We start from the raw sequence: 332 nt of genomic DNA, 5'->3' as shown, positions 1-332 counted from the left end.
GGGCGGTGCAGGCTCCGACGCCTGCGGCTCAGGTTCGGTCGCGGACGGGGCCTGTTCCGCCACACGCAGGGCGGGTGTCAGGACCAGCTTGTCATTGGCCTGCGGCGCCGCACGCGGGGCCTGCAGGGGACGCTTGTCTTCGGATACCAGCCTGCGGATGGACGACAGGACATCCTCGACCTCGGCATTCGTGACGGGTTCGGACATATCGCTTTTCCACTCTTTCCTCGCCGCCGACCTTAGCGCCTTGGCGGGATTCCCACAATGGGGCGGATCAATTTGTCAGTCTTTCTGGAGCGCGCGCAACACCCGGTCCAGCTTCTGTCCCTGGG

General features: G+C 65.7%; 1 pseudogene. It reads right to left on the bottom strand.

Features of this window, described 5'->3' with window-relative positions:
• Window positions 1-207, bottom strand: a pseudogene (locus tag A3764_RS20980) (hypothetical protein); the annotation flags it as partial.
• Between the last annotated feature and the right edge of the window lie 125 nt (window positions 208-332).

Origin of the sequence: Sulfitobacter sp. HI0129, from assembly GCF_001635395.1 — a bacterium.
Classification (GTDB): Bacteria; Pseudomonadota; Alphaproteobacteria; order Rhodobacterales; family Rhodobacteraceae; genus Sulfitobacter.
Note: the sequence above shows the minus strand (reverse complement) of the source record. Positions and strands in the feature narration are given on the sequence as shown.